The organism is Bradyrhizobium sp. NBAIM08, assembly GCF_020193935.1.
Lineage (GTDB): Bacteria > Pseudomonadota > Alphaproteobacteria > Rhizobiales > Xanthobacteraceae > Bradyrhizobium > Bradyrhizobium yuanmingense.
The window spans coordinates 388,916-411,414 of record NZ_JADYVR010000007.1; the positions used below are offsets into that span (position 1 = coordinate 388,916).

At 66.2% G+C, this 22,499-nt stretch carries 19 protein-coding genes; 7 read left to right on the forward strand and 12 right to left on the reverse strand.

Going from position 1 to position 22,499, the window contains the following annotated elements; all coding sequences use genetic code 11:
* Positions 1–39: 39 nt before the first annotated feature.
* On the forward strand, positions 40–549 hold the full coding sequence (locus I6F37_RS25305) for a DUF1465 family protein (protein WP_035998279.1): 510 nt from the start codon (positions 40–42) through the stop codon (positions 547–549).
* 200 nt (positions 550–749) lie between these two features.
* Here I6F37_RS25305 and rpmE read toward each other — a convergent pair whose 3' ends face one another.
* Positions 750–977: a 50S ribosomal protein L31 gene (gene rpmE / locus I6F37_RS25310; protein ID WP_027573780.1), complete on the reverse strand. Its 228-nt coding sequence runs from the start codon at positions 975–977 to the stop codon at positions 750–752.
* 197 nt (positions 978–1,174) lie between these two features.
* On the opposite strand from rpmE, the gene I6F37_RS25315 reads away from it, so the two are divergent.
* Positions 1,175–3,025 (forward strand): ABC transporter ATP-binding protein/permease, encoded by a 1,851-nt coding sequence (locus I6F37_RS25315; protein WP_225153007.1) that lies wholly within the window; start codon positions 1,175–1,177, stop codon positions 3,023–3,025.
* Positions 3,026–3,056: 31 nt separating this feature from the next.
* On the opposite strand, the gene I6F37_RS25320 is transcribed toward I6F37_RS25315, so the two are convergent.
* From I6F37_RS25320 to I6F37_RS25330, 3 genes are all read right to left on the reverse strand, one after another.
* Complete coding sequence (locus I6F37_RS25320) at positions 3,057–3,503, reverse strand: GNAT family N-acetyltransferase (RefSeq protein WP_225153008.1); 447 nt, start codon at positions 3,501–3,503, stop codon at positions 3,057–3,059.
* Positions 3,503–4,531, reverse strand: coding sequence for a peptidoglycan -binding protein (locus I6F37_RS25325; protein ID WP_036021776.1), 1,029 nt, complete (start codon positions 4,529–4,531; stop codon positions 3,503–3,505). The genes I6F37_RS25320 and I6F37_RS25325 overlap by 1 nt, the downstream gene beginning before the upstream one ends.
* A gap of 147 nt (positions 4,532–4,678) precedes the next feature.
* Positions 4,679–5,692, reverse strand: a complete 1,014-nt coding sequence (locus I6F37_RS25330; protein ID WP_036021706.1) for a hypothetical protein — start codon at positions 5,690–5,692, stop codon at positions 4,679–4,681.
* Positions 5,693–5,860: 168 nt separating this feature from the next.
* Here I6F37_RS25330 and I6F37_RS25335 point away from each other — a divergent pair, with 168 nt between their 5' ends.
* The 3 genes from I6F37_RS25335 to I6F37_RS25345 all read left to right on the forward strand — a co-directional run bounded on the left by I6F37_RS25335 (position 5,861) and on the right by I6F37_RS25345 (position 11,650).
* Positions 5,861–6,880: a cyclopropane-fatty-acyl-phospholipid synthase family protein gene (locus tag I6F37_RS25335; protein WP_225126374.1), complete on the forward strand. Its 1,020-nt coding sequence runs from the start codon at positions 5,861–5,863 to the stop codon at positions 6,878–6,880.
* Between the two features lie 266 nt (positions 6,881–7,146).
* Positions 7,147–8,304, forward strand: a complete 1,158-nt coding sequence (locus I6F37_RS25340; protein ID WP_035998298.1) for an efflux RND transporter periplasmic adaptor subunit — start codon at positions 7,147–7,149, stop codon at positions 8,302–8,304.
* 184 nt (positions 8,305–8,488) lie between these two features.
* Positions 8,489–11,650 carry a multidrug efflux RND transporter permease subunit gene (locus I6F37_RS25345; protein ID WP_225153010.1) on the forward strand — a complete coding sequence of 1,054 codons (3,162 nt, stop codon included), beginning with the start codon at positions 8,489–8,491 and terminating at the stop codon, positions 11,648–11,650.
* A gap of 141 nt (positions 11,651–11,791) precedes the next feature.
* On the opposite strand, the gene I6F37_RS25350 is transcribed toward I6F37_RS25345, so the two are convergent.
* The 8 genes from I6F37_RS25350 to tkt form a co-directional block, all read right to left on the reverse strand.
* Positions 11,792–12,583: an inositol monophosphatase family protein gene (locus tag I6F37_RS25350; RefSeq protein ID WP_035998304.1), complete on the reverse strand. Its 792-nt coding sequence runs from the start codon at positions 12,581–12,583 to the stop codon at positions 11,792–11,794.
* 85 nt (positions 12,584–12,668) lie between these two features.
* Positions 12,669–13,742, reverse strand: coding sequence for a tetratricopeptide repeat protein (locus tag I6F37_RS25355; RefSeq protein WP_035998306.1), 1,074 nt, complete (start codon positions 13,740–13,742; stop codon positions 12,669–12,671).
* An 8-nt stretch (positions 13,743–13,750) separates the two neighbouring features.
* Positions 13,751–14,452, reverse strand: coding sequence for a thiamine phosphate synthase (locus I6F37_RS25360; RefSeq protein WP_035998310.1), 702 nt, complete (start codon positions 14,450–14,452; stop codon positions 13,751–13,753).
* Positions 14,453–14,455: 3 nt separating this feature from the next.
* On the reverse strand, positions 14,456–15,481 hold the full coding sequence (locus I6F37_RS25365) for a class I fructose-bisphosphate aldolase (RefSeq protein WP_035998312.1): 1,026 nt from the start codon (positions 15,479–15,481) through the stop codon (positions 14,456–14,458).
* Between the two features lie 219 nt (positions 15,482–15,700).
* The gene (gene fba, locus I6F37_RS25370; RefSeq protein ID WP_035998315.1) at positions 15,701–16,768 is read right to left on the reverse strand and encodes a class II fructose-bisphosphate aldolase; all 1,068 of its coding nucleotides are present in this window, start codon (positions 16,766–16,768) and stop codon (positions 15,701–15,703) included.
* Positions 16,769–16,806: 38 nt separating this feature from the next.
* Positions 16,807–18,003 (reverse strand): phosphoglycerate kinase, encoded by a 1,197-nt coding sequence (gene pgk / locus I6F37_RS25375; RefSeq protein WP_109142460.1) that lies wholly within the window; start codon positions 18,001–18,003, stop codon positions 16,807–16,809.
* Positions 18,004–18,185: 182 nt separating this feature from the next.
* Positions 18,186–19,193, reverse strand: a complete 1,008-nt coding sequence (gene gap / locus I6F37_RS25380) for a type I glyceraldehyde-3-phosphate dehydrogenase (protein WP_035998321.1) — start codon at positions 19,191–19,193, stop codon at positions 18,186–18,188.
* A 148-nt stretch (positions 19,194–19,341) separates the two neighbouring features.
* A complete protein-coding gene (gene tkt, locus I6F37_RS25385) occupies positions 19,342–21,327 on the reverse strand; it encodes a transketolase (protein WP_225153012.1) in 1,986 nt (661 codons plus the stop codon).
* Positions 21,328–21,725: 398 nt separating this feature from the next.
* Here tkt and I6F37_RS25390 point away from each other — a divergent pair, with 398 nt between their 5' ends.
* On the forward strand, positions 21,726–22,016 hold the full coding sequence (locus I6F37_RS25390) for a DUF4164 domain-containing protein (protein WP_011084341.1): 291 nt from the start codon (positions 21,726–21,728) through the stop codon (positions 22,014–22,016).
* Positions 22,013–22,396: a cell division protein ZapA gene (locus I6F37_RS25395; RefSeq protein ID WP_035998340.1), complete on the forward strand. Its 384-nt coding sequence runs from the start codon at positions 22,013–22,015 to the stop codon at positions 22,394–22,396. The genes I6F37_RS25390 and I6F37_RS25395 overlap by 4 nt, the downstream gene beginning before the upstream one ends.
* The last annotated feature ends 103 nt before the right edge of the window (positions 22,397–22,499 follow it).

Genomic DNA, 22,499 nt, shown 5'->3' on the forward strand with positions numbered 1-22,499 from the left:
AAGCCGGGCAGTCAAACAGTTGCGTAAGAGGCGTTAACCATGGAACGTTTGCAGGCCGACGGCGCGCTCGTTCAGCTCAGTGAGCGATTCACCAATTCTGCGGCGTTCGGCAATTTGTTCCGTGAGGGCATGGACCTCGTCGAGGAGACCGCCGCCTATCTCGACGGCGCCGGCCGCGTTGAGGCCAAGGCGCTCGACCGCGCCGTCAGCCTCACCTATGCGACCGAGAGCATGCGCCTCACGACGCGCCTGATGCAGCTCGCCTCCTGGCTGCTGCTGCACCGCGCGGTCAAGGAAGGCGAGATGACGCTAAGCCAGGCCAATCGCGAGAAGACCAAGGTCAAGCTTACCGCCGCCGATCCCGGTCCCGCCGACACCATCGAGAAGCTGCCCGCGCAGCTTCAGGACCTGATCCATCGCTCGATGAGCCTGCAGACCCGCGTCCGCCGCCTCGACAGCACGATCCACACCCCGCCGGCCGAGCAGGCCACGATCGGCAACCCGCTGGTGCCGCACCTCAACGCGCTGAAGGCCGCGTTCGAGCGGTAGGGTCTATCAACAATCGTAATTCCGGGACGCGCCTCTTGGCGCGGGCCCGGAATCCATACTCCCGATCGAGGTTATGGATTCTCAGATGCGCAATTGCGCATCGTAGCTCGCGACTTCGTCGCGCCCCGGAATGACGGCTAGAAACAAAAAACGCCCCCGGTCTCCTCGGGAGCGTTTTCATCTCCAGCCTTGTGGCCGGCTCAATCCTTCTTGAGAAAGCCCGAAAACTTCTTCTGGAAGCGCGAGACGCGGCCGCCGCGGTCCATGATCTGGGCGGAGCCGCCGGTCCAGGCCGGGTGCGACTTCGGGTCGATGTCGAGGTTCAGCGTGTCGCCTTCCTTGCCCCAGGTCGAGCGGGTCAGGTACTCGGTTCCGTCGGTCATGACGACCTTAATCGTATGATAATTCGGGTGAATTTCGGCTTTCATGGCAATTCCTCGGCGCTCCGGCGCCTTCTTGGGTGGCTCGCGAATGACGGATTTGGGCGGCTCTATACCTCACGAAACCCCGCAAAACAAGCCATGCCCGCGCGCTGGACCGGGTTTGCCCCTAAGGGACTTCCCGGATTTGCCACTACTCCTGCACCGGCCTATTGGGAGCAGATCAATGCAACGGGTCGGATCTCATGAGCGCAGTGGAACGGCTGGATGACCACGATGTCGAACGGCCCGCAATGAACGCCGCGGACAATCCCTCGATCGAGGCCGAGCTGATCGAAGCGCCGGCCAAGGGCCGCGCCAAGCTGCGGCCGCTGCTCGCGCTCGCGCCGTATGTGATCCGCTATCGCGGTCGCGCGGCGCTGGCCTTCGTCGCGCTCACGATCGCCGCGCTGACCACGCTGCTGGTGCCGGTTGCGGTGCGCCGGATGATCGATTTCGGCCTGACGCCCGAGGGCATCGAGCTGATCAACAGCTACTTCTCGGTGATGCTCGCGGTCGTCGCCGTGCTCGCGATCGCCAGTGCCGCGCGCTACTACCTCGTGATGAGCATCGGCGAACGCATCGTCGCCGATCTCCGGCGCGACGTCTTCGCCCATCTGCTGTCGCTCTCTCCCGCCTTCTTCGATTCCGCCCGCAGCGGCGAATTGATCTCGCGCCTCACTGCCGACACCACCCAGCTGAAATCGGCGGTCGGTGCCTCCGTCTCGATCGCGCTGCGCAACCTGATGATGTTCCTCGGCGCGACGGCGATGATGGTGATCACGAGCCCGAAGCTGTCGGGCTTCGTGCTGCTGGCCATCCCTTTGATCGTGCTGCCGCTGGTGGCGTTCGGGCGCTGGGTGCGGCGCCTGTCGCGCAATGCGCAGGACACGCTCGCCGACGCCTCCGCCTATGCCGGCGAATTGGTCGGTGCGATCCGCACCGTGCAGGCCTGTACCAGCGAGCAATTTGCCGAGAAGCGTTTCGGCGGCGAGGTCGAGCAGGCCTATGAAGCCGCGCGCACCTCGACCCAGGCCCGCGCCGTGCTCACGGCGATCATCATCTTCATCGTGTTCGCAAGCGTGGTCGCCATCCTCTGGATCGGCTCGCATGACGTGCTCACCGGCGCGATCACGCCGGGCCGGCTCGGCCAGTTCGTTCTCTACGCCGTGTTCGCCGCAGCGGGGCTCGGCCAGCTCAGCGAGGTCTGGGGCGAGGTCTCGGCGGCGTCGGGCGCGGCCGAGCGCCTGTTCGAGATCCTCCACGTCAAGCCCGAGATCACCGCGCCTGCGACGCCGCTTGCGCTGCCGGTGCCGGCGCGCGGCGAGGTCGGCTTCGATCGGGTCAGCTTCGCCTATCCGGCGCGGTCCGACGTCAAGGTGCTCGACGCGGTGTCGTTCACCGTGCGCCCCGGCGAGAAGGTCGCGATCGTCGGTCCCTCCGGGGCCGGCAAGAGCACCATCTTTCATCTGCTGTTGCGCTTCTACGATCCGCGCAGCGGGACGATCTCGCTCGACGGCGTGCCGGTCAAGTCCGCCGACCCCGGCGATTTCCGCGCGCGCATCGCATTGGTGCCGCAGGAATCCGTGGTGTTCGCCGCGAGCGCCCGCGAGAACATCCGCTTCGGCCGGCCCGATGCGACCGATGCCGAGGTCGAGCGCGCCGCCGAGCTCGCCCATGCCGCCGAATTCATCCGCCGCCTGCCCGAAGGTTTCGAGACTGCGCTCGGCGAGCGCGGCGTGACGCTCTCCGGCGGCCAGCGCCAGCGCATCGCGATCGCGCGCGCCATCCTGCGCGACGCGCCGCTGTTGCTGCTGGACGAAGCCACCTCCGCGCTCGACGCCGAAAGCGAGACGCTGGTGCAGACCGCGCTGGAAGAGCTGATGCGCCACCGCACCACGCTCGTCATCGCCCACCGCCTCGCCACCGTGCTCTCCTGCGACCGCATCCTGGTGATGGACCAGGGCCGGATCGTCGAGCAGGGCACGCATGCCGAGCTCGTCGCGGCGAACGGGCTCTATGCGCGGCTGGCGCGGCTGCAGTTCGAGGGCGCGTAGACGCCTCACACGGCGGAAAGTACCGGGGACCTCACGCCTTCCACACCATCTTCAACACCGGCCGCCCCGAGGTCGGGTTCACGTCGTCGCCCGCATGGGCGAAGCCGCTACGCTCGTAGAAGCGGATCGCGCGGGCATTGTCCTTGTTGACGAGCAGCGTGACGCCCGAGGGCGACAGCCGCTTGGCCTCGTCCACCAGCAGCCTTGCCGCGTCGGAGCCCCAATGCGCGGGATCGACGACGAGCTGGTCGAGATAGCCTTCGCCGTCGACGGTGACGAAACCGACCAGCGCGCCGTCCTGCTCCGCCACCACGATCTGGGCCTTCGGCACCAGATCCCTCAGCCAGCGCTCGCGCCACCATTCGAGCCGTGCCGCGAAGTCGATCTGCGGATAGGCCTGCTGCCAGGTGCGATGCCAGAGATCGATCGCGACGGCTTCGTCTTCGGGTCGGTAAAGGCGGAGGTGGAGCGCGCTCACTACCGCTCCGTCAGCTTCAGCTCGATGCGGCGATTGCGCTTGTAGGCCTCCTCGGTGTTGCCGGTATCGAGCGGCTGGAATTCGCCGAAGCCGGCCGCGACGAGGCGCTGGGCGGGCACGCCGAGCGAGACCAGATATTGCACCACTGAGATCGAGCGCGCCGCGGACAGGTCCCAGTTCGACCTGAAGTTCGCGCCGCTCACCGGCCGCACGTCGGTATGGCCGTCGACGCGCAGCACCCAGGGGATGTCGCTCGGGATCTTCTTGTCGAGCTCGATCAGCGCCGCTGCCAAGGTGTCGAGCTCGGCGCGGCCCTCGGGCAGCAGGACCGCTTGTCCCGTGTCGAAGAACACTTCGGACTGAAACACGAAGCGGTCGCCGACGATGCGGATGTCGGGGCGGTTGCCGAGGATGGCGCGCAGGCGGCCGAAGAATTCCGAGCGGTAGCGCGACAATTCCTGCACGCGCTGCGCCAGGGCGACGTTGAGGCGAGAGCCCAGGTCGGCGATGCGGTTCTGCGATTCCTTGTCGCGCTTCTCGGAGGCATCGAGCGCCTCCTCCAGCGCCGCCAATTGCCGGCGCAGCGCGCTGATCTGCTGGTTCAGCACCTCGATCTGCGCCAGCGCCCGCGCCGAAACCGCCTTCTCCGAGTCCAATGCCTTGCCGAGCTCGGCGGTCTTGCCTTGCGCATCATTGCCGGCGGCCGCCAAGCCGTCATAGAGACCCTTGATGCGGTCGCGCTCGGACTCAGCCGAGGCGAGCCCGGCTTTCAGCGACGAGACCTGGTCGTCGAGGGTGAGCTTGCCGAGCTTCTCCAGCGACAACAGCTCGTTGAGCTGGGCGATCTTGGCGTTGAGCTGCTCCAGCGCCTTGTCCTTGCCGGTGACCTCCTGCGACAGGAAGAACTGCACCACGAGGAATACCGACAGCAGGAACACGATCGACAGCACCAGCGTCGACAGCGCGTCGACGAAGCCGGGCCAGTAGTTGAGACCGCCTTCGCTGCGGCGGGCGCGGGCAAGGGCCATGTCATCCGTCTCCACTCTTGTGTCCCGGACGCGGTGCAGCGTGCAACGCTGCTGCGCAGAGCCGGGACCCATCTTGTCCCTGACGCTGGGCCCCGGCTCAGCGATGCATCATTTCATGCTGCGTCGCGTCCGGGGCACAACACCGTCTCAACTCTTCTCGGGCTGGCGCGCGATCCGCTCCAGCAGGCGGCGGATCTCGCGGTTCTGCTCGCCCTGGCCGTCGGCCCATTCGCGGATCATCTGCTGCTCGGTGCGCATGTGCGAGACCAGCGCCTGGATGGCTTCGGCAAGGCTCGCCATCGCCGCGGTGGTGCCGCGGCCGGCGCTGCCTTCCTCGAGCACGGACCGCAGCCGTTCGACCGCGGCCTGAAGCTCGCCGCTGGCGACGCCGCCGCCGGTCGCGACAGGCGCCTCGCCGTTGCCATACTCGCGCACTGTGGTGGCGAGCCAGTCTTCGAGATCGGTGTAGAAGCGGTTCTGCGCCTGGCTCGATTGCAGATCGAGGAAGCCGAGGATCAGCGAGCCGGCGAGGCCGAACAGCGAGCTGGAGAAGGAGATGCCCATGCCGCCGAGCGGGGCGGCGAGGCCTTCCTTCAGCGTGTCGAACAGCGCCCCGGAATCGCTCCCGACCTTGAGCCCGTCGATCACCTTGCCCACCGAGCCCACCGTCTCGATCAGGCCCCAGAAGGTGCCGAGCAGGCCGAGGAAGACCAAGAGGCCGGTCATGTAGCGGGAGATGTCGCGGGCCTCGTCCAGGCGGGTCGCGATCGAATCGAGCAGGTGCCGCATCGTGGTCTGGGTGATGGTCATCCGCCCTGAACGCTCCCCGCCGAGGATCGCAGCCATCGGCGCCAGCAGCTTGGGGTGGCGGGCCGGCGCCAGGCCGGGATCGGCGACGCGGAAATTGTTGACCCAGGAGACTTCGGGATAGAGCCGGATGACCTGGCGGAAGGCCAGGATGATGCCGATGAACAGCACCCCCCCGATCAGGGCGTTGAGCCCGGGATTGGCGAAGAAGGCCTGGACGATCTGCTTGTAGAGCACCACGCTCACCAGCGTGCACAGCACCAGGAAGACCAGCATCCGCACCAGGAAGACGCTGGGCGAGGACAGTTTGGTGTACTCGATGTCCATGGTGGATCGGGAAGTGCCAGACCGCATGCCGGTATCATCCGTTACGTAAAGCTTGCTTGCGGCGCGCACTATGGCACAGCGCCGGCCCAAAAAAAGCGCCGGATGCGCCGATTTCGGGGACAGCTCGGGGAACCCGGACCGGAAGCGGTGCTTTGATAAGCAGGTCTCTGCAGAAGTTCGCCATTCGGGGGGCGCATGAGCGTCGTTTCCGCGATCATCGGGACTGCCGAGCGTGTGCCGCTGCCGGACGTGGTGATCCGCGCCGCGATCCAGCGCCTGTGCTCCCGCATGGCGACGCGCCTGTCCGGGCTGGGCCTCGGCGACGATGCCGCCTTCGCCGGGCGGATGATGCTGCGGCCGATCGCCGAGGGCGCGGCAGCGGGGCATGACGAGGTGCCCGCGGCCTTCTTCGCCGACTTGCTCGGCCCCAAACGCAAATTCTCCTCCTGCTTCTACAAGACCGACGCGACCACCTTGCGGGAGGCGGAGGAGGAGGCGCTGCGCCAGACCGTCGAGCATGCCGGCCTGGCCGACGGCCAGGCCATTCTGGAGCTTGGCTGTGGCTGGGGCTCGCTGTCGCTGTGGATGGCACGGCAATTTCCGCACGCGACGGTGACGGCGGTCGCGGCCTCGCAGGCGCAGCGCGCCTCCGTCGAGGAGGAGGCGCGGCGGCGCGGGCTGCTGAATCTGCGCGTGGTCACGGCCGACATGAACGTGTTCGCGCCCGATGGCCAGTTCGACCGCATCGTCTCGGTCGAGATGTTCGAGCGGATGAGCAACTGGCGCAAGCTGATGACGCGCGTGCGGTCATGGCTCGCGCCGGAGGGACGGTTCTTCATGCACGTCGTCACCCACCGGTCCGGCTCGCATCTGCCTGACCCGGCCGATCGCGACGACTGGATCGCGCAATACGTCTACACAGGCGGGCTGATGCCGAGCCATCACCTCGTCAGGCAGTTCGACGATATCTTTGCCATCGAGAAGGAATGGTGCTGGAGCGGCACGCACTACCAGCGCACCGCCAACGACTGGCTGGCCAATTTCGATGCCCATCGCGAGGCCATCGAAGCCTCCTTGCACGGGGTCCACGGCGAGGAGACCGCTCTCTGGATGCGTCGCTGGCGCTGGTTCCTGCTCGCGACCTCGGGCCTGTTCGGTTACGCCGACGGAACAGAATGGGGCGTCAGCCATTACCGGATGAAGGCCGCCGAGTAATTGCGGTGTTCCGCCGCAGCACGCGCCGGTGGAACTTAGATTCACAATCAAGTTACACCGCAAATGCCTCCTGATTTCAACGGGATAAGCTGTGTGACAATGAGCCGCCCGCGCCATGCGTTGCATCGCAGCAGATGCATTCTATTTTGGCGGCATCAGCCGCGTGCAAAAGGTCCAGAACGGGCTTCGCGCGAGCATGATCAGTTTCAACAATCGGGGCATCCCACTTCATGTTTGGAATTCGAGCGCGATCGGCATGCGTTGCAATGATGCTCGCGGCCCTTGCGCCGCTGCTGGGTGCTTGCGAGGAATCCAGTTCCGCGGTGTCCGCCGCCCAGCCGCCTGCCCCTGACGTCAGCATCGTTATCGTCAAGCCGCAGCCGCGCGCCGTGGTGCGCGAGCTGCCGGGCCGCATCGCCCCGACCCGGGTCTCCGAAGTCCGGCCGCGCGTGTCCGGCATCGTGGTAGAGCGCCTGTTCCGCCAGGGCAGCGAGGTCAGGGCCGGCGATCCGCTCTACCGCATCGATCCGCGCCCGTTCGAGGTCGAGGTCATGGCCAACGAGGCCGCGCTGGCGAAGGCCGAAGCGGCATTGGCGCAGGCCAAGCAGCAGGCGCATCGTATCGCCACCCTGACCAGGGATCGCGCCGCGCCCGAAGCCGAGAACGAGAAGGCGATTGCGGCCGAACGCCAGGCCCATGCCGAGGTCGAGGGCCGCAAGGCCGAGCTCGCGCGGGCCAGGCTTAATCTCGACTACGCCACCGTGCGTGCGCCGATCGACGGCGTGGTCGGCGCGGCCCTCGTCAGCGAGGGCGCGCTCGCCGTGCAGAACGAGACCAATCTCGCCACCATCCAGCAGCTCGATCCGATCTATGCCGACTTTACCCAGTCGGTGACCGAGCTCAACCAGCTCCGCCGCGCCTTCGAGACCGGCGACCTCGATCGCATCGCCGCCGATGCCGCCAAGGTGCGCCTCGTGCTCGACGACAACACCATCTATTCGCTCGACGGCAAGCTGCTGTTCTCCGACGCCAAGGTCGACGCCCACACCGGGCAGGTGACGTTGCGCGGCGAGTTCCCCAATCCCAAGCGCGAGCTGCTCCCGGGCATGTATGTCCGGGTCCGCATCGACCAGGGTCTCGATTCCGATGCGATCGCGGTGCCGCAGCAGGCGATCCAGCGCAATGGCGGCGGCGGCAGCGAGGTGTTCGTCGTCAAGGACGACAATCACATCGCGGTGCAGCCGGTGCGCACCGGCTCGGTGCAGGACGGCCTCTGGTTCATCACCGAAGGCCTGAAGTCCGGCGACAAGGTCGTGGTCGAAGGCTTCCAGAAATTCGCGGCCGGCGACAAGGTCAAGCCGCAATCCTGGTCGGAGGCGGAAGCGACCGCAGACAACCGGCACGCTCAGCAGCTCACGCGGTAACGCTCCGCGCAGCAAGTGTCGTCCTTAACCTGAGGAGCCCGCTGCAAGCGGGCGTCTCGAAGGATGGCCGCGGGAGAGAGCCGGGCCTTCATGGTTCTCGCGGCGATGCGCGGCATCGTCCGGAGCGCGCGTTCCGCGCTCCTCACCATGAGGGTCTAACCGAACAACGAGGATAAAACGGCCAATGCCGAGTTTCTTCATCGACAGGCCGATCTTCGCCTGGGTGGTCGCGCTGTTCATCTGCTTGATCGGCGCGATCGCGGTGCCGCTGCTGCCGATCGCGCAATATCCGATCATCGCGCCGCCCTCGATCTCGGTCTCGACCAGCTATCCCGGCGCCTCGCCGGAAAACCTCTACAATAGCGTCACGCGGCTGATCGAGGAGGAGCTCAACGGCGCCGCCAACATCCTCAATTTCGAATCGACCAGCGACTCGCTCGGCCAGGTCGAGATCATCGCCAATTTCCAGCCGGGCACCGACACCAGTGCCGCCTCGGTCGAGGTCCAGAACCGCATCAAGCGCGTCGAGGCGCGCCTGCCGCGCGCGGTGATGCAGCAGGGCATCCTGATCGAGGAAGCCTCGAGCGCAGTGCTGCAGATCATCACGCTGAACTCGACTGACGGCAGCCTGGATGAAGTCGGCCTCGGCGACTTCATGATCCGCAACGTGCTCGGCGAGATCCGCCGCATTCCCGGCGTCGGCCGCGCCACACTGTACTCGACCGAGCGCTCGCTTCGTGTCTGGGTCGATCCGGCCAAGCTGGTCGGCTATGGCCTGACCGCCGACGACGTCAACAAGGCCATCACCGCGCAGAACGCGCAGGTCGCTTCCGGCAGCATCGGCGCCGAGCCGTCGACCTCGAACCAGCGCACCTCGGCACTGGTGCTGGTCAAAGGCCAGCTCTCCTCGCCCGACGAGTTCGGCGCCATCATCCTGCGCGCCAATGCCGACGGCTCGACCGTGCGCCTGCGCGACGTCGCGCGCATCGAGGTCGGCGGCCTCAGCTACCAGTTCAACACGCGCCTCGACGGCAAGCCGACGGCGGGCCTGTCGGTCCTGATGTCGCCGACCGGCAATGCGCTGGCGACCGCCAGCGCGGTCGAAGCGAAGATGAAGGAGCTGTCGCGCTTCTTCCCGGCCAACATCACCTACGAGATCCCCTACAACATCACGCCTGTGGTCGAGGCCTCGATCGAGAAGGTGCTGACGACGCTGGTCGAAGCCGTGGTGCTGGTGTTCGTGGTGATGTTCTTGTTCCTGCAGAACATCCGCTACACCATCATTCCGACCATCGTGGTCCCGGTGGCGCTGCTGGGCGCCTGCTCCACGCTGCTTCTCGCCGGCTATTCCATCAACATGCTCTCGATGTTCGGCATGGTGCTGGCGGTCGGCATCCTCGTCGACGACGCCATCGTCGTGGTCGAGAACGTCGAGCGCATCATGGCCGAGGAAGGCCTGCCGCCGAAGGAAGCGACGCGGAAAGCCATGTCGCAGATCACCGGCGCCATCATCGGCATCACGCTGGTGCTGATGGCGGTGTTCGTGCCGATGGCGTTCTTCCCGGGCTCGGTCGGCATCATCTACCGCCAGTTCTCCGTCACCATGGTCGCCGCGATCGGCTTCTCCGCCTTCCTGGCGCTGTCGTTGACGCCGGCGCTGTGCGCGACGCTGTTGAAGCCTGTGGCAAAGGGGCACGGTCATTCGACCAATTTCGTGTTCGGCTGGTTCAACCGCATGCTCGAAGCCGTCAAGGAACGCTATTCACGCACCGTCGGCTTTTCGCTGAATCGCACCGGCCGCCTTATGCTGGTCTATGCCGCGCTGCTGGTCGGCCTGTCCTGGGCCTTCGTCAACCTGCCCGGCGGCTTCCTCCCCGTCGACGACCAGGGCTTCATCACCACCGACGTGCAGACGCCCTCGGATTCGTCCTATGCCCGCACCGAGGCCGTGATCGAGAAGGTCGAAAAATATCTCGCCGCGCGGCCGGGCGTCGACAACGTCACCTTCCTCACCGGCTTCAGCTTCTCCGGCCAGGGCATGAACACCGCACAAGCCTTCATCACGCTGAAGGACTGGTCGGAGCGCGGGCCGAAGGACTCCGCTGCCGCGATCGTCAACGACGTCAACCGCGACCTGGGCTCGTCGATCCGCGACGCAAAAATCTCGGCGCTGCAGCCGCCGCCGATCGACAATCTCGGCAACTCGTCCGGCTTCTCGTTTCGCCTCCAGGATCGCGGCCAGAAGGGCTATCAGCAATTGATGCGCGCCGCCGACCAGCTGATCGCGGAGGCCAATGCCAGCCCGGTGCTGCAGAAGGTCTATATCGAAGGCCTGCCCGAGGCGGGCGTGGTCAATCTCATGATCGACCGCGAGAAGGCCGGCGCGTTCGGCGTCACCTTCGAGGACATCAACAACACCATTTCGACCAATCTCGGCTCGAACTACATCAACGACTTCCCGAACCGCGGTCGCATGCAGCGCGTCGTGGTGCAGGCGGACGCGCGCGACCGCATGCGGGCCGAGGACATCCTCAACTACAACGTCAAGAACAGCCGCGGCCAGCTGGTGCCGTTCTCGTCCTTCACCACGATCGAATGGGCGCGCGGCCCGACACAGATCGCCGGCTTCAACTATTATCCGGCGGTGCGCATCTCCGGCGAGGCCAGGCCCGGCTTCACCTCGGGCGATGCCATCGCCGAGATGGAGCGGCTCGCCGACCGGTTGCCGCGCGGTTTCGGCTATGAATGGACCGGACAGTCGCTGCAGGAGAAGCTGTCGGGCTCGCAGGCGCCGTTCCTGCTCGCCCTGTCGGTGTTCGTGGTGTTCCTGTGCCTCGCCGCGCTCTACGAGAGCTGGACCATTCCGCTCGCGGTGCTGCTCACCGTGCCGCTCGGCATCGTCGGCGCGGTCACTGCCGCTATGCTGCGCGGCCTGCCCAACGACGTCTATTTCACCGTCGGCCTGATCACGATCATTGGCCTCGCCGCAAAGGACGCGATCCTGATCATCGAGTTCGCCAAGGATCTGCGGAAAGAAGGCAAGCCGCTGGTCGAAGCCACCATCGAAGCCTGCCGCCTGCGCTTCCGCCCCATCTTGATGACCGGCCTTGCCTTCATCTGCGGCGTGCTGCCGATGGCCATCGCCCACGGCGCCGGCGGCGCCAGCCAGCAGGCGCTCGGCAGCGTGGTGATGGGCGGCATGATCGCGGTCGTGATCCTGGCGCTGTTGATGGTGCCGGTGTTCTTCGTCTCGGTGCAGCGCGTGCTGGCGGGTGATCGCGAGCCGAAGGCGGCGCGGGAAGCTGAAGCGCACGGCCGACCGGCGCGGGCGCACACAGGCCACTGATGCACCCCCGTCATTCCGGGGCGTGCGAAGCACGAGCCCGGAATCCAGCGGGCCACGATTGACGAGGATCAATGGATTCCGGGCTCGCGCCAAGAGGCGCGCCCCGGAATGACAGGGGAATGTGGAGCGCGAGCTGCCGCCTTAAGCCGGCTTCCGCAAGATCTTCACCAGCTCCCCGTGCACGTACTCATTCCCGCACACGACGTGCCCGGTGACCAGCGGGTCGCCCGGCGTTGCGATATCGCTGATGGTGCCGCCGGCTTCGCGCACCATCAGCATACCGGCCGCGATGTCCCAGGATTGCAAATCGCGCTCCCAATACCCGTCGAGCCGGCCGGCGGCGACGAAGGCGAGATCGAGCGAGGCAGCGCCGAAACGGCGCAAGCCGGCGACGCGGTCCTGGATCGCGGTCATCTCGCGGCGGAATTCCTGGTGGTCGCCGCGGCCGATATGGGGCAGGCCGCAGGCCACCACGCATTCGCTCAGCTGGCGGCGGCCGGCGACGCGCAGGCGCTGGTCGTTGAGGAAGGCGCCCTTGCCGCGCTCGGCGATGTAGAGCTCGTCATTGGCGGGGTTGTAGATCACGCCCGCAATCACGGTGCCCTCGCGCGAAAGCCCGATCGAGATCGCGAATTGCGGGATGCCGTGCAGGAAGTTGGTGGTGCCGTCCAAGGGATCGACGATCCAAGTGTGGCTCTTGTCGGTGCCCTCGCGGTTGCCCCCCTCCTCGCCGATGAAGCCGTAGCCGGGCCGGGCCTTGGCGAGGTCCTGGTAGAGGATCTCCTCGGCGCGCTTGTCGGCGAGCGAGACGAAATTGGCCGGTCCCTTCAGCGAGACCTGGAGATGCTCGATCTCGCCGAGATCTCGCTTGAGGCTGCGGCCGGCGCGGCGCGCCGCCTTGACCATGACGTTGATAGTGGCGGAATACAGCATATGCTTCTGGTCTTGATCGGGGGGAGGGGCGCGGAAACGCGCCTGTTTGGGGGACTGGGTGCCCCGTGAGGGGCCCCGCGTCAAGTCATTTGGACCCGAGCCACTTCCTGGCAGCGGCCTCGGCCTTGGCGCGGTCATCGGCCGGCAGATCGGAAAGCTGCTTGTCGAGCTCGGGGTCGCCCTTGCCGGCGGTCTTGGCCACCAGGTGCCATTTGAAGCCTTCGATCTTGTCCACGGGCGTGCCGACGCCGTTGATCAGCACCCAGGCCAGCCGGTTCTGTGCGATCGCGCTGCCCTGGCGGGAGGCCTTGCGAAGCAGGGCGACGGCTGCCGGCTGGTTCTTCGGCGTGCCGGTGCCGTTGAACATCGCGATGGCATATTCGACCTCGGCATCGACATTGTCGGCGATCGCGGCGGCCTGGAGCAGCCGCACCGCGCGTTCGGGGTCCTTCGGCACACCGGTGCCTTCCTTGTAGAAGGTCGCGAGCGCGTATTGCGCTTCGGGCAGGCCTGCATCGGCGGCTTGGCGCAGCAGTTCCGCCGAACGCCGGACGTCCTGCGGCAGCGTCTGGCCGTCCAAATAGAGCAGAGCAAGGTTGTAGGCCGCCTTGGGCTCGCCGAGCTTGGCGGCGGAGGCCATCAGCCTGACCGCCTCGCTTTTGTCGACCGGGCCGCCGCGGCCGGAGATGCGCAGCATGGCGAGCGCGAACATCGCCTCGCGATCGCCGGCATCGGCGGCGCGCTTGTACCATTCGGCCGCCTTGGCGTAATCGCGCCTTATGCCCATGGCATTGGAATAGAGCTCGCCGAGCATGGTCATCGCCTTGGCATCGCCGGCTTGAGCGCGCACCGTGGCGAGCTCGAACGCCGTCTTGTACTGGCCGCGCTGATAGGCGCCGAACACGAGGTCGACGTTGGGATCGTCGGACGGCGGCGCGGGGATCACGGTTGCCGGCTTGGGCGAAGCGGACGGCTTGGGAGATGCCGTAGGCTTCGGCGCCGGTGCTGCCTCCTTCTTCTTGGCAGGGGCGGGCGGCTTTGGCTTCTGCTTCTCTGCCGGTGCGCTCGGCGTCGTCGCCGGCGGGGTGATCTGCAGCTGCGCGGCCGCGGGCACTGTCAGCAGCAGCGTGGCGAGCATGGTGATGCACGGGAGCTTCATGTCGGGCGCTAGCCGTGCTGGCCCGCAGGATCTTGGCCCGCAGGATCTTGGCCGGCCAGTGCCGTCGCATGAGCCTTCTTGATCGCGGCATCGACCTCGATCAGTGCGGCCTTGGGCCCGCGCGGATCGGCCCAGATGAAGTCGCCGACCAGCACGAAATCGGCGCCGCTGGCGGCGAAATCGTAGGCCTCGTCCAGCGTGGTGGCAAAGCCGACGCAGGGCGGCTCGAACAGCTCGGCCCACCAGTCGAGCCGCTCGGCGATCGCTTGCGCCGAGGGACGCTGGCCTTTCGCATCGGGCTCGCCGAACAGCACGTAATCCGCGCCCATCTCGCCCGCATCCATGGAATGGTGCCGCGTCGTCAGCCCGCCGACACCGGCGATGCGATCTGGCTTGAGCGACGGCAGCGCCTCCTTCAGCGCGGCGATGCCGGGCAGGTGCGCGCCGTCGGCGCCGCCGCGCGCGACGATATCAGGATGGCCGTCGACGAGGAGTGCGGCGCCCGCCTTCTGCACCGGCGGCGCCAATGCCTTGACGCGCGAGATCATGCCGCGCTGATCGGTCTCCTTCAGCCGCAGCAGCACGGCGGCGATGTCGGCGGACGCGATCAGCTCGGGCAGCTCGGCGACCAGCGTCGCGGGATCATCGACGACGGGCGTCGCGAGATAGAGACGCGGCGCCGGGCGCGGCGGAGGCGGTTTGTTCGACAAGGTCTAGGCTGCCTTCTGTTCCAGGCTGCTTTGCCATTCGCCCTTGGAGGCGAGGCCGTTCATGCGGGCGCGATGACTGAAGGCGCGCTGGCCGGCCGCGACGTTCTCAGGCTTGCCCGACCAGGCCTTCTGCGGCGCGGCCTGCAGCGCGCGGCCGTAGGAGAAGGTCAGGCCCCAGGGCAGCGGACCGAGCTTGTGCATGGCGTTGAGATGCGCGGTCGCCTCTTCGTCCGACTGGCCGCCGGACAGGAAGGCGATGCCGGGCACCGCCGCCGGCACGCAGGCCTTGAGCAGCCGTATCGTCTTCTCCGCGACCTCCTCGACCGAGGCCTGCTTCGGACATTTCTTGCCTGATATCGCCATGTTCGGCTTCAGCACCATGCCTTCCAGCGCCACGCGCTGCACGCGCAATTCCTGGAAGGTCTTGTTGAGCACGCGGCTCGTCACCTCGTAGCAGCGCTCGATGTCGTGGTCGCCGTCCATCAGCACCTCCGGCTCGACGATCGGCACGATCTGGGCGGCCTGGCACAGCGCGGCATAGCGCGCCAGCGCGTGGGCGTTGACGCTGATCGCGGTCATCGAGGGGATGCCGCTGCCGATGTCGATCACCGCGCGCCATTTGGCAAAGCGTGCGCCGCGCTCGTAATATTTCTTCAGCCGCTCGGCGAGCCTGTCGAGCCCGACCGTGACGAGCTCTCCGGGGCACATCGGCAGGGCCTGCGTGCCCTCGTCGACCTTGATGCCGGGAATGGCGCCGGCCTGCTCGATCAGCTTGACCAGCGGCGTGCCGTCCTTGGCATTCTGCCAGATCGTCTCGTCATAGAGGATCACGCCGGAGATGTACTGGCTCATGGCGTCCTTGGCGCGAAACAGCATTTCGCGATAGTCACGGCGGTTCTCCTCGGTCGATTCCACGCCGATGGCGTCGAAGCGCTTCTTGATGGTGCCGGAGGATTCGTCGGCGGCAAGGATGCCCTTGCCGGACGCGACCATGGCGGTCGCTATCCCATTGAGCTCAGTCAGATTCATCGAGAGGTCCTCCCAAAACGATTCTGCCCTTGCCCGTGAAAATAGACCGTTCTCGGGCAATTGCCGAGTTATCGTTCGTCGCAGGGTAAAGGGTCTTTCTGGCATTCCGGGATGCGCCGAAACGCGCAGGCCCGGAATCCATAACCCCAGGCTGTGGTTATGGATTCCGGGCCCACGCTTCGCGTGTCCCGGAAATGACGGGAGGATGTGACGGAGGCCTTAGGCGACCCGGGGATCGAGCTCGCCCTTGGCGTAGCGCTTGGCCATCTCGGCGGTGGTCAGCACCTTCTTGATCTTGGAGGCCTGGCCTGCGGTGTTGAACTCCTGCAGGCGCTGCTTGCACAGCTTGGTCATGGCTTCCATCGCCGGCTTCAGGTACTTGCGCGGATCGAACTCTTCCGGGTTGTCCTTCAGAACTTTCCGGATCTGGCCGGTCATCGCCATGCGGTTGTCGGTGTCGATGTTGATCTTGCGCACGCCGTTCTTGATGCCGCGCTGGATCTCGGCCACCGGCACGCCCCAGGTCGGCTTCATCTTGCCGCCATAGGCGTTGATGATGTCCTGCAGGTCCTGCGGCACCGAGGAGGAGCCGTGCATGACGAGATGCGTGTTCGGCAGCTTGCGGTGGATCTCCTCGATCACGTTCATGGCGAGGATGTCGCCGTCGGGCTTGCGGGTGAACTTGTAAGCGCCGTGCGAGGTGCCCATCGCGATCGCGAGCGCGTCGACCTTGGTTTCCTGGACGAACTTCACGGCCTCGTCCGGATTGGTCAGGAGCTGGTCGTGGCTAAGCTTGCCTTCGGCGCCGTGGCCGTCTTCCTTGTCGCCCATGCCGGTCTCGAGCGAGCCGAGCACCCCGAGCTCGCCCTCGACCGAGATGCCGCCGAGATGGGCCATGTCGGTGACGGTCTTGGTGACGCCGACATTGTAGCCCCAGTCGCCGGGGGTCTTGCCGTCGGCCTTGAGCGAGCCGTCCATCATCACCGAGGTGAAGCCGGCCTGGATCGCGGTCATGCAGGTCGCCGGCTCGTTGCCGTGGTCGAGATGAACGCAGACCGGAATGTGCGGATAGATCTCGGTCACCGCGTCCATCATGTGCTTGAGCATGACGTCGTTGGCGTAGGAGCGCGCGCCGCGCGAGGCCTGGATGATGACGGGCGCGTCGACCTGGTTGGCCGCGTCCATGATGGCCAGCGCCTGCTCCATGTTGTTGATGTTGAAGGCCGGTACGCCGTAATCGTTCTCCGCCGCGTGGTCGAGCAATTGACGTAACGTGATCCGAGCCATCTGTCTTTGTCTCCCGTTGGGCCTCAAAGGCCGCTTGATTACTTGCTACGCAGAACTTCAACGCCGGGCAGGGGCTTGCCTTCCATCCATTCAAGGAACGCGCCACCGGCGGTCGACACATAGGTGAAGTCTCCGGCCACATGGGCCTGGTTGAGCGCCGCGACGGTGTCGCCGCCGCCCGCGATCGAGATCAGCTTCTTGGCCTTGGTGCGCTCGGCGGCGTGCTTGGCGGCCGCGACCGTGCCGCGGTCGAACGGCTGCATCTCGAATGCGCCCAGGGGGCCGTTCCAGACCAGCGTCGCCGCATCGTCGATCGCGGCATGGACGCGCGCGATCGATTGCGGGCCGACGTCGAGGATCATGCCGTCGGCCGGGATCGCATCGAGTCCATAGGCATGCGACGGCGCGTTGGCGGCGAAGTGATAGGCGACGGTGGCGTCGACCGGGAGAATGATGGCGCAATTGGCGGCTTCCGCCTTCTCCATGATGCGCAGCGCGGTGGGGCTAAGATCCTTCTCGGCCAGCGACTTGCCGACCGCAACGCCCTGCGCGTGCAGGAAGGTGTTGGCCATGCCGCCGCCGATCACGAGCGCGTCGACCTTGGTGACGAGGTTTTCCAACAGGTCGATCTTGGTCGAGACCTTGGCGCCGCCGATGATGGCGATCACGGGCTTGCTCGGCGAGCCCAGCGCCTTCTCCAGCGCGTCCAGCTCGGCCTGCATGGTGCGGCCGGCATAGGCCGGCAGCTTGTGGCCGAGACCTTCGGTCGAGGCGTGGGCGCGGTGCGCGGCCGAGAACGCGTCATTGACCCAGATGTCGCCGAGCTTCGCGAGTTCCGCGACGAAGGCGGGATCGTTCTTTTCTTCCTCTTTGTGGAAGCGGGTGTTTTCCAGGCACAGGATGTCGCCATCCTTCAGGCCGGCGACCGCCTTGGCCGCGGGCTCGCCGATGCAATCCTCGGCAAACGCGACGGGCTTCTTCACCACCTTCGCCAGCGCCTCCGCGACGGGCTTGAGCGAGTCCTTGGCGTCGCGTCCCTTCGGCCGGCCGAAATGCGCGAGCAGGATGACCTTGCCGCCCTTGTCGGCGAGCTCGGTGATGGTCGGCGCCACGCGCTCGAGCCGGGTGGCGTCGGTGACGCGCCCGCTCTCCATGGGCACGTTGAGGTCGACGCGCAGCAGCACGCGCTTGCCCTTCACGTCGACGTCGTCGAGGGTGCGGAATTTAGCGGGCATCGTTCATCATCCGTGCGTCGGAGTGTCGGAATCGGGGGGAGGCGAATGGCCGTGGTCGCCGCTCCCTCCACCGTCTTTCGGAGACTTCACTGCGAGGCCCCGGCGAAATCCGTACGCGATCAACGCGATCAACAGTATGACGCCAGGGATGCCAATCCAGTGAGGAAGCACCTTGGCTTCCCTCAGATCACCTTCGCCATCGCGGCGGCGGTGTCCGCCATGCGGTTCGAAAAGCCCCACTCGTTGTCGTACCAGGACATCACGCGCACCAGCGTGCCGTTCTGCACCTTGGTCTGGTCCTCGTGGAAGGTCGAGGAGTGCGGGTCGTGGTTGAAGTCGATCGAGACGTTCGGCGCATTGGTGTAGCCGAGGATGCCCTTGAGCTGCTGCTCGCTGGCGCGCTTCATCGCCGCGTTGATCTCCTTGGCGTCGGTGGCGCGCTTGGCGACGATCTTGAGGTCGACGACCGAGACGTTCGGGGTCGGCACGCGGATCGCGACGCCGTCGAGCTTGCCCTTCAGCTCGGGCAGCACGAGGCCGATCGCCTTCGCAGCACCCGTCGAGGTCGGGATCATCGACATCGCCGCCGCGCGGCCGCGGTAGAGATCCTTGTGCATCGTGTCGAGCGTCGGCTGGTCGCCGGTATAGGCGTGGATCGTGGTCATGAAGCCGGTCTCGATGCCGACGAGATCGTTCAGCACCTTGGCAACCGGCGCAAGGCAGTTGGTGGTGCAGCTGCCGTTGGAGACGACGAGGTGATCCTTGGTCAGCGTGTCGTGGTTGACGCCGTAGACGATGGTGGCGTCGGCGCCGTCGGCGGGCGCGGAGACCAGCACGCGCTTGGCGCCGGCGGTCAGATGCGCGCTAGCCTTGTCCTTCGAGGTGAAGATGCCGGTGCATTCCATCGCAATGTCGACGCCGAGATCCTTCCAGGGCAGCTTCGAGGGATCGCGCTCGGCGGTGACCTTGATCTTGCCGTTGCCGAGGCTGATGGAGTCGCCGTCGACGGTAACGGTGCCGGGAAAGCGGCCATGGACGCTGTCGAAGCGGAGGAGATGAGCGTTGGTCTCGACCGGGCCGAGGTCGTTGATGCCGACGACCTCGATGTCCTTGCGGCCGGACTCGGCGATAGCCCGCAGGATGTTGCGGCCGATGCGGCCAAAACCGTTAATTCCGACGCGGACTGCCATGTTTCGTCTCCTTCAATGACCGTTGTCATCCCGCACAACGCGCTATACGCGCCTGCGAGGGTTTTTTAGGGGCGGACGCCCGGTTCGGCCGGGCGGTGCTTGATCATATGAGAGATTAGGTAGTCCTTTTTTGCGGCAAGCTCAACTCTCAGGAAACGCGCTTCAGCACAGCGTTAACCGCGGCCTCGGCGGTAATGCCGAAATGCTTGTAAAGCTCCTTGGCAGGGCCGCTTTCGCCGAACGAATGCATGCCGATGAATTCGCCATCCTGGCCAATCACGGCGTCCCAGCCCCAGCGCACGGCGGCCTCGATCGCGATCTTCACCGGCGCGTTGCCGATGATGGCGGCGCGCTTGGCCTCTGGTTGCGCTAACAACAGCTCCAGCGAGGGAACGGAGACAACGCGCGAAGCGACGCCGCGTTCCGCCAATTGTTTCTGGGCCGCGACCGCGATCTCGACCTCCGAGCCCGAGGCGAACAGCGTCGCCTTGGCTTCGCCCTGGGCGGCGACCAGCTCGTAGGCACCAGCCGCGCAGGGATTGTCGTTCGGTGCGGTGGTCCGCAGCTGCGGCAGGTTCTGCCGCGTCAGCGCCAGCACGGTCGGGCCATCGACGCGGTTGAGCGCGAGCTCCCAGCACTCGGCGACCTCGATGGCATCGCAGGGACGGAACACGCGCATGTTGGGAATGGCGCGGAGCGCTGCGAGATGCTCGACCGGCTGATGGGTCGGGCCGTCTTCGCCGAGACCGATCGAGTCATGGGTCATGACGTAGACGACACCGGCGCCCATCAGCGCGGCAAGGCGCATCGCCGGACGCGCATAATCGGTGAAGACGAGGAAGGTCGCGCCGTTCGGCGCGAAACCGCCGTGCAGGAAAATGCCGTTCATCGCGGCCGCCATGCCGTGCTCGCGGATGCCGTAATGGATGAAGCGGCCCTTCGGCGTCTTGGCCGAGAAGGCGGTCGCCGACTTCGCCTTGTTGTTGTTGGAGCCGGTGAGGTCGGCCGAGCCTGCCAGGAATTCCATCGGCATGGCGCCGGCGATGACTTCGATCACCGCTTCCGACGACTTGCGGGTGGCCGCGGTCATCGGCTTTTCCAGCAGCTCCTTCTTGTAGGCGCGAACGGCCTTGGCGAGCGAAGCGGGACGCTCGTGACGCAGGCGGCGCTCGAACTCGGCGCGCTTGCGGCTGCCGAGCTCACCGAGCCGCGCTTCCCATTCCTGGCGTGCCGCGGCGCCTCGGCTGCCGGCCGCGCGCCATGCCTTCAGCACGTCGTCGGCGACCGCGAACGGCTCGAGCGAAATGCCGAGATTTTCCTTGGCAGCCTTGAGCTCGTCGGCGCCGAGCGCTTCGCCGTGCACCTTCGAGGTGCCTTGCTTGTGCGGCGCGCCGAAGCCGATCGTGGTGCGGCAGGCGATCAGCGTGGGCTTGCTGGATTTCTTCGCGCGCGTGATCGCATCGGCGATCGCGGCCTGGTCGTGGCCATCGATCTTCTCGGCCGCCCAGCCCGCCGACTTGAAGCGCTTCACCTGGTCGACGGAATCGGAGATCGAGGTCGGGCCGTCGATCGAGATGCCGTTGTCGTCGTAGAGCACGATCAGCTTGTTGAGCTTCCAGTGGCCGGCCATCGCGATCGCTTCCTGCGACACGCCTTCCATCAGGTCGCCGTCGGAGGCGAGCACATAGGTGTGGTGGTCGACGATCTTCTTGCCGAATTCGGCGGCGAGCATCTTTTCGGCCAGCGCCATGCCGACCGCAGTCGAGATGCCCTGGCCGAGCGGGCCGGTGGTGGTCTCGATGCCATTGGTGCGGAAGTTCTCGGGGTGGCCGGGGGTCAGCGAGTCGACCTGGCGGAACTGCTTGATCTGGTCCAGCGTCATCTCGGCATTGCCGGTCAAATACAGCAGCGAATAGAGCAGCATCGAGCCGTGGCCGGCCGAGAGCACGAAGCGGTCGCGGTCCGGCCAGGCGGGCGCAGTGGCATCGAATTTCAGGAACTGCGTGAACAGCACGGTGGCGATGTCGGCGGCGCCCATCGGCAGGCCGGGATGGCCCGATTTCGCCTTCTCGACAGCGTCCATCGAAAGGCCGCGGATCGCGTTGGCCATACGGGTGTGATCGACCTGCGTCATGTCTGAAATCCGTCTGAAATGAAGCGCTTGGCGATGGTTGCCCGCGCGGGGAGAAGCCTGGCGGCCACTGAAGGTTGGCGCTGGGATAGCACCTCGGTTCCGGGAGTCCAAGGCAATCGAACGCCGGTTTGGCCGCAAAAGTTGCCTGTGTGGACATCGGTTTTCCGCCGGGATCGCGCCGGGCGGAAGCGACGCAGCGACACGTCGTCCCGATTGAACAGTGCATAGTTTTGCGGCGGCGTTGCGCTTGGCTAGCTTGCTTTGTAAATTTCTGCTTCTAACCGCTTGCCGAACCGAGTCTTTTGCCGGACGGCAAGCTCCAGGGAAAGGCCACTGGGCAAAGGCCGCCAGGTTCCGCCGCTGACTGCATGAACGATCGCGTATCCAACAGTTCCGCCATGACGGAGTCGTCCGCCGTCGAGATCGAGATTGCGACCCGCAGACTCATGGCGGCGCTCGATGCGCTCGAAAGTGCGGTGGAGCGGCGTCGCGATGCCGATCGCGACGAGAACGAGCTTGCGGCGCGCATCCAGGCGCTCGGCGCGGATCGCTCGCGTCTTGCCGACGAGCTCGACGGCGCGCTGGTGAAGGCACGCAAGCTCGAGCGCACCAATCGCGAGATTTCTGACCGGCTGGATTCCGCGATCGTGACGATACGCTCGGTGCTCGATACCGGAGAGGACGGATGAGCCACATCAACGTCACCATCAACGGCCGGCAATATCGCATGGCCTGCGAGGAGGGCCAGGAGGTGCGGCTGCTCAAGCTCGCCGAGACGCTGGAGACGCGCATCCAGTCGCTGCGCGGAAAATTCGGCGAGATCGGCGATGCGCGCCTCACCGTCATGGCTGCGCTCACCGTGTGCGATGAGCTGATCGACACCACCAACCGCGTCCGCACCCTTGAGCAGGAATTGACCGAGCTCAGGGATTTCCGCAATGCCGCCGTCGAGCGCGCCAGGATGACGCAGACCGCGGTGGTCAACGCGCTGAACGCCGCCGCCGAGCGCATCGAGAAATCGACCCAGGTCCTGAACCGGACGGTGGGGAACGGCATCGCGATCGGCTGAAGCTCGATAGGAGCCGTGCCCTTACCCTCCCCTGGAGGGCCCTGGAGGGGGAGGGTCGATCGCGCGTAGCGCGAGCGGGGTGGGGTGATCTCTCCACACGGAC